Source organism: Rhodococcus sp. 06-156-4 (assembly GCF_002259345.1).
Lineage (GTDB): Bacteria > Actinomycetota > Actinomycetes > Mycobacteriales > Mycobacteriaceae > Rhodococcoides > Rhodococcoides fascians_E.
The window spans coordinates 48,147-54,804 of record NZ_NPGB01000002.1 but is presented as its reverse complement, the minus strand read 5'-3'; the positions used below and the strand labels follow the sequence as shown (position 1 = coordinate 54,804).

The 6,658-nt window shown below is 63.7% G+C and carries 6 protein-coding genes; all 6 read left to right on the top strand.

Going from position 1 to position 6,658, the window contains the following annotated elements; translation table 11 throughout:
* Window positions 1–679, top strand: a 679-nt coding sequence (locus CH290_RS00240; RefSeq protein WP_170947647.1) for an MCE family protein, incomplete at its 5' end; no start/stop codon positions are given.
* Window positions 676–1,743, top strand: a complete 1,068-nt coding sequence (locus CH290_RS00235) for an MCE family protein (protein ID WP_019665551.1) — start codon at window positions 676–678, stop codon at window positions 1,741–1,743. The genes CH290_RS00240 and CH290_RS00235, both read left to right, overlap by 4 nt.
* Window positions 1,740–2,732 (top strand): MCE family protein, encoded by a 993-nt coding sequence (locus CH290_RS00230; RefSeq protein ID WP_019665550.1) that lies wholly within the window; start codon window positions 1,740–1,742, stop codon window positions 2,730–2,732. Before CH290_RS00235 ends, CH290_RS00230 begins: the two co-directional genes overlap by 4 nt.
* A complete protein-coding gene (locus tag CH290_RS00225; RefSeq protein ID WP_019665549.1) occupies window positions 2,732–4,027 on the top strand; it encodes an MCE family protein in 1,296 nt (431 codons plus the stop codon). The genes CH290_RS00230 and CH290_RS00225 overlap by 1 nt, the downstream gene beginning before the upstream one ends.
* A gap of 8 nt (window positions 4,028–4,035) precedes the next feature.
* On the top strand, window positions 4,036–5,325 hold the full coding sequence (locus CH290_RS00220; protein WP_170947485.1) for an MCE family protein: 1,290 nt from the start codon (window positions 4,036–4,038) through the stop codon (window positions 5,323–5,325).
* Window positions 5,322–6,569 carry an MCE family protein gene (locus CH290_RS00215; RefSeq protein WP_019665547.1) on the top strand — a complete coding sequence of 416 codons (1,248 nt, stop codon included), beginning with the start codon at window positions 5,322–5,324 and terminating at the stop codon, window positions 6,567–6,569. The genes CH290_RS00220 and CH290_RS00215 overlap by 4 nt, the downstream gene beginning before the upstream one ends.
* The last annotated feature ends 89 nt before the right edge of the window (window positions 6,570–6,658 follow it).

The window sequence follows — 6,658 nt, the reverse complement described above, 5'->3', positions numbered from 1 at the left end:
GCTCGACAATCTGTCGGTCACGGGGAACACGTTGGTCGAGCAGCGTCCGGCGGTGGATACGTTGATCTCGTCGTTGACGGCGACGAGTGCGTCGACGGCGGATTTTCTGCAGGCCAACGCGGACAATCTGATTCGGATCTCGGCGGATTCGCGGGAGGCGCTGGAGTTGTTGGCGCAGTATTCGCCGTCGTTCGGGTGCACGTTCGCCAATTTCGTGCCGGTGGTGCAACGCGCGCAGGACGTCATCGGCGTCGGCGACGAGTACCGCGGCATCAACGTCTCCGCTGCGTTCGTCAACCCGAAGGGCCGCTACCTTCCCAACCAGGACGAGCCGCGTCTGTTCGACGATCGCGGACCGCGCTGCTACACCCCGGCGGACACTGCTGCCGGTGAGTTCTTCCCGCAGTACCCAGGCGGATCGGCGAACGACGGTTCCTACCAGGTGCCGTCGAGGAACCCCGGACCGCAGGATGTTCCGGAACTGCCTGCGCCGCAGTACTCGCCGCTGCCGGGCATCGTCGAGCAGACGCCGGTGTCCTACGCGGGCTCGGATTTCGAACGTGACACGCTCGCCGTGATCTACGGCGGGGCAACGGGAACCGCTCCGGAGGACGTTCCTTCCTGGGTGACTTCGGCGGGGGCGCCGGCTTTGAGGGGTGTGGAGGTGACCATCAAATGAGGGGGCTACTCGCACCGCTCGTCAAACTGATCGTGTTCGCTGTCGTCACGATTCTGGCAACAGGCACGCTGGCGTTCTCGATTGCGAACATCTCCGGGGGCGGAGGACAGACGTTCAGCGCGATCTTCAGTGACGTCGCATCGCTCAACAAGGGCGACGAGGTACGCATCGCCGGTGTGCGCGTCGGTGACGTCAAGAACATCGAGATCGTCAACGAGCGCGAGGCCAAGGTCGAGTTCTCGGTCGACGGCCGGGATTACCTGCCTGCCTCGGCGACGGCCAACCTCCGTTACCGAAACCTCGTCGGGCAGCGGTACATCGCCATCGAACAGGGTGCGGGCGACCAGGGCGGCAAGATCAACCCCGGTGAGACCATCCCGTTGAGCCAGACCAAGCCCGCCGTCAACCTCACGACGCTGTTCGACGGCTTCCGGCCGCTGTTCCAGACCTTGAGTGCCGACGACGTGAACAAGCTGTCCTACCAGATCATCCAGGTGTTCCAGGGTGAGTCCGGAACGATCAGCGAACTCGTTCGCAGTACCGCGAGCTTGACCAACACGGTCGCGGACAAGGACGCGGTGATCGGCGCCGTCATCACCAACCTGAACACGGTGCTGCAGACGGTCAACCAGAACGACGACCAGTTGGATTCTCTGATCACCAACACGCAGGCGCTGGTGTCGGGACTGTCCTCCGACCGCGACGTCGTCGGATCCGCCGTCACGTCACTCGCCGGTCTGACGGATGCCACCGCGGATCTGCTCGAACCGACGAGGCCGTCCATCCAGGGCTCGATCGCCGCGTTGAACACTTTGGCGACCACGCTGAACAATCGTGAAGCGGAGGTCACCGCGGTCATCCAGACCCTGCCGAAGAAACTCGACAAACTGATCAGGACGGCCCAGCAGGGTTCGTGGTTCACGTTCTACCTGTGCGGCATCGACATTCAGGCGGGGCCTGGAACGTCACCCAACCTGAACTTGCCGACAGGGCTTCCGACGGTGAATCAACCGCTCTACACCAACGCGGCCGAGCGTTGCAAAGCTGGGGGGATCAAGGAATGAAAAAGCGTAGCCCGCTCGTGGCCGGCGCGCTCGGCATCATGATCGTGCTTCTGGCTACCGTGTCGGTGTTCTTTCTGGACAAGCTGCCGATCCTGGGAGCCGGTTCGACGTACACGGCGCAGTTCAAGGAAGCCGCCGGGCTCAAGCCCGGCAACGAAGTGAGAATCGCGGGTGTCAAAGTAGGGCAGGTCGATTCCGTCGAGCTCGACGGCGACAGAGTCAACGTCGACTTCCGTGTGCAGGACGCGTGGGTGGGCAACAACTCGTCGGCGTCCATCCAGATCAAGACCGTCCTCGGACAGAAGTACCTGGCCATCGATCCTCGCGGTGACGACGTGCTCAAACCGAAGGACCCGATTCCGTTGGAGCGCACAACTTCTCCGTACGACGTGATCGACGCGTTCTCCGATGCTGCGTCCACGATCGAGGACATCGACACCACGCAGTTGGCGTCGAGCTTCGAAACGTTGTCGCAGGCGTTCTCCGAGACGCCGGCAGACATCCGTGCCTCGCTCGACGGTGTCAGCCGGTTGTCGCAGACCATTGCGAGCCGCGACGCCGAACTGCAGAGGCTGTTCGAGGCGACGGGTCAGACTTCGAAGGTGCTGGCGGACAGGAACGAACAGTTCACCAGGCTCATCGCCGATGCAGGGCCTTTGCTGGAAGAGCTGAACAACCGCCAGCAGGCGATCTCTCAGCTGCTCAGCGGAACCAGGCGGCTGTCGACGGAACTGACCGGCTTGGTCCGCGACAACGAAGAGCAGATCACTCCGATGCTCGAACAACTGAACGGCGTGATCGACATCCTCAACGAGAACAACGAGGCCGTCGAGCGCGGTCTGCAGCTGTACTCACCGTTCGTGCGCCTGTACGCGAACGTGGTCGGTAACGGCCGCTGGCTCGACATCACCTTGGCGAACCTCACGCCTCCTGGTCTGCCGTTGATCCCCGGCTACCGTCAGCCCGCGCGTGATCTGGGAGGCAACTGATGACCGACAGCACAGCTGACGGAACCACGGAGAACACCAAGAAGACCGGTGGCTCCCGCGCAGTCATCGCAGGCGTCGTCATCGCAGCGCTGGTGATCGCGGGCGGCCTCTGGTGGCTGTTCACCCGTGCGGGTTCGACCGACATCACGGCGTACTTCGACAAGTCCGTCGGTATCTACGAAGGTTCCGACGTCCGTGTCCTCGGTGTCGCAGTCGGCGAAGTCACCTCGGTCGTGCCGCAGGGCGACCAGGTCGAGGTGAAGATGCGCGTCGAGCGCGGCGTCGACATTCCGGCCGATGTGAGAGCGGCGCAGATCACGCCGTCCTTGGTGTCGGATCGCTACGTTCAGCTCGCACCCGCCTACTCGGGTGGGGAGAAGATGTCGGGCGACGCGGTGATTCCGCGTGACCGGACCGCAACCCCGGTCGAGGTGGACCAGATCTACGCCAGCATCGACGAGCTGTCCAACGCACTCGGACCCAACGGTGCCAACGCGAACGGGGCGCTGACCGATCTGGTCGACACCGGCGCCGCGAACCTCGACGGCAACGGCGAAGCGCTGGGCAACACCATCACTCAGCTCTCCGAGGCGTCGCGGACACTCAGCGACTCCCGCGGCGACCTGTTCGACACGGTCAAGAACCTGCAGACGTTCGTCTCGGCCCTCGCGGCCAACGACGCCCAGGTACGCGAGTTCAACGACCAGCTGTCCGATCTCACCGGATTCCTCGACGGGGAGCGGGAGAATCTTGGGGCGGCACTGAATCAGCTGTCGATCGCCCTGGGCGACGTGGCGGGATTCGTGGCGGACAACCGGGATCAGTTGGTGCGGGCGGCCGACGGACTGGTGCAGCCCACTCAGGCACTGTCGGACAATCGCGAGCAGTTGGTGGAGACATTGACGATTCTGCCGCTCGCGATCAGCAATCTCGTCAACTCCTACGATGCCGAGTCGGGCACTCTGGCCTCACGTGCCAACCTGCAGAACGAGACCCAGGACCCGCTCGGAACGGTGTGCCGTCTGATCGACCTCGGCAAGCTGGTTCCGGGCGACCCGAGATTCGAACAGCTCGGTGCCCAGATACAACCGATCATCGACCGGTGTGGCGAGATCACGACGTTGATCCAGGGGCCGGTTCGCGATTCCGGGCTGGTGCTGCCGTTCGGCGTACTGACCAACGACACCCAACAGGGCGACGTCGTGCCGGGAACGGTGCCCGGTGTCGTGTCGCCGAGGCTCGGCGAGAACAACACTCTGCCAGGACTGCAGGAATCGCTTGGAGGGGGACAGTGAGCGCGTCGATGAGAACGTGGATTTCGTCGAAACGGTCGTTGACGTCCGTCGTCGGTGCAGCTGTCGTGGTCATGTCGGCCACGGCGTGCTCGCAGGGCGTCTACGGAATTCCACTGCCCGGTGGTGCGGATGTCGGCAGCAATCCGATCCGTCTGACCATTCAGTTCCAGGACGTTCTCGATCTGGTTCCCCAGTCGACCGTGAAGGTCGACGGTGTCGAGGTCGGTCGAGTCGACTCGATCAGCGTTCCGGACGGTGAGTGGACCGCGAACGTCGGCGTCATCGTCAACGATTCGACGGACCTGCCTGCCAACGCGACTGCGGCGGTGGAGCAGACGTCGATCCTCGGCGAGAAGTTCATTCAGCTGTCGGTACCCGCCGGTGACGCGGATCCGCAGAAGCTGAAGGACGGCGACACCATCCCGCTGGACCGGACCCGCGTGACGACGAACATCGAACAGGTCCTCGGTGCCCTGTCGTTGGTCCTCAACGGCGGTGGCGTCGGGCAACTCGCTCCGATCGTGAAGGAGCTCAACGCGGCCTTCTCCGGTCGCGAGGGCACCACGAAGAGTCTTCTCCAGGAAGCGAACACACTGATCGGTGGGCTCGAGGAGCAGCGCGACGACATCACCCGTGCACTCGACGGTCTCGATCTTCTGACCACGCAGGTCAGCGGTCAGACCGAGAAGATCGACCGAGTCCTGCAGGACCTGCCGATCGCGACGGAGGTCCTCGAGCAGCAGCGTCCGCAGCTGACGCAGATGCTCGGCCAGCTCGACAGGCTCGGCAGCGTCGGGACGGACGTGATCGATCAGTCCAAGGACAACTTGATCGCGGACCTGCGTGCGTTGCGTCCGACATTGCAGGCGCTCGCGGCGTCGGGTGACGACATCGTGACCACGCTGCCGCTGATCCCGACGCTGCCGTTCCCCGACGGTATCGAGGAGATCACCCAGGGCAACTCGGCCAACCTGTACCTCTCGCTCGATCTGTCGATCGGCACCGCTCTGCGCAACTTCGGTGTCGGAGAGGGAGATCCGGTCTACATCCCGCCGAAGTACGGCGACACGCTCCCACTCGTGGATCCGTCGAACCCGTACTACAACGGAAACGGTCCACGACCGGGGTGGCCCACGATCTCGCTGCTGCCGTTGCCCCCGATCATTCCCAACCCGTCGCCTCCTCCCGGGGTACCGGTAGCGCCCGGGGCCGAACCGGACGAGGGTGAGACCGGCGCGCCGCTCACTCCGTTCGAGCCCTTGAACGATCTGCTCGAACAACTCGGAGGTGGGCTGTGAGATCGCGGCTGGTGAAGGTGCAGCTCATCTTCTTCGTCATCGTCGCTGTCGTGGGCGTTGTCTACGTCGGTGGAAAATACGTGCGGCTCGACAATCTGCTCGGCTTCGGCCAGTACAGCGTGACCGGTCAGTTCGCTGATTCCGGCGGTATCTTCACCAACGCCGAGGTCACGTACCGCGGCGTGCCGGTCGGCACCGTCGGCGCGCTGTCGTTGACCAACGACGGCATCGACGTGGAACTGTTGCTTGACAACGGCGGTCCGCAGATTCCGTCGTCGGCGCGCGCGGTCGTGGCCAACCGCTCGGCCATCGGTGAGCAGTACGTCGATCTACAGCCGACGAGCGACGAAGGTCCGTATCTCGAGAACGGTTCGACCATCGCGACGGCGGACACGCAGACACCGGTGCCCGTCGAGAACGTCCTCGCCAGCACGGATCAGCTCGTCAAGACCGTGCCGCTGGAGAACCTGACGACGGTCGTCCGAGAGCTCGGGGCGGCGTTCGACGGAAAGGGCGACGATCTGCAGGTGCTCGTCGACTCGCTCGGTGCGTTGTCCGAGACAGGCAACGAAGCACTGCCGCAGACACTCGCTCTGATTCGGGACAGCCGTACCGTGTTGGACACGCAGTCCGAGCAGTCGTCGGCCATCCGGCAGTTCAGCACGGATCTGGCGTCGGTGACCGCGCAGCTGCGCAGCAACGATCCGGACATCCGGAGATTGATCAACACCGGGACCGCAGCGAGCGATCAGGTCGGTGCATTGATCAACGAAGGCGGTGGGTCCTTGACGACGGATCTGACCAACCTGCGCAACGTGTTCGAGCTGGCTGCTCCTCGCACTCTGGCGCTCAAGCCTCTGCTGATCTTCCTGCCTGCACTGGCGTCCGGTGCGCAGACGCTTGTCCCGGGCGACGGCACGATTCACCAGGGTCTGCTTCTCGAGACGAACAATCCGCCTCCGTGCACGTTGGGTTACGAAGGATCGCAGGCGATTCTGGACGAGGAGAAGGCGAAGAATCCCAACTTCGACCTGACCGAGGAGAACTACCCGCTGAATCTCGACGCGAACTGCACGACACCGCAGGGCAGCGTCACCGGCGTTCGTAGTGCCAACCGGATCGTGTTCGCGGACCCCGAAACCCCGCAGCCGTGGGACAGCAAGCCCAAGGTGGATCCGGACAAGCTCAACCTGAATCCGATCGCCTCACAGCTCGCTCCCCTGATCGGAGTCACTCCGAAGTAACTGTGCACAGTCGTATCGTGGTCGTCGGCGGTGGATCTGCGGAAACCGAGCAGATTCACCGCCGTTTCGTGTTCCACGGTTTCACCGGC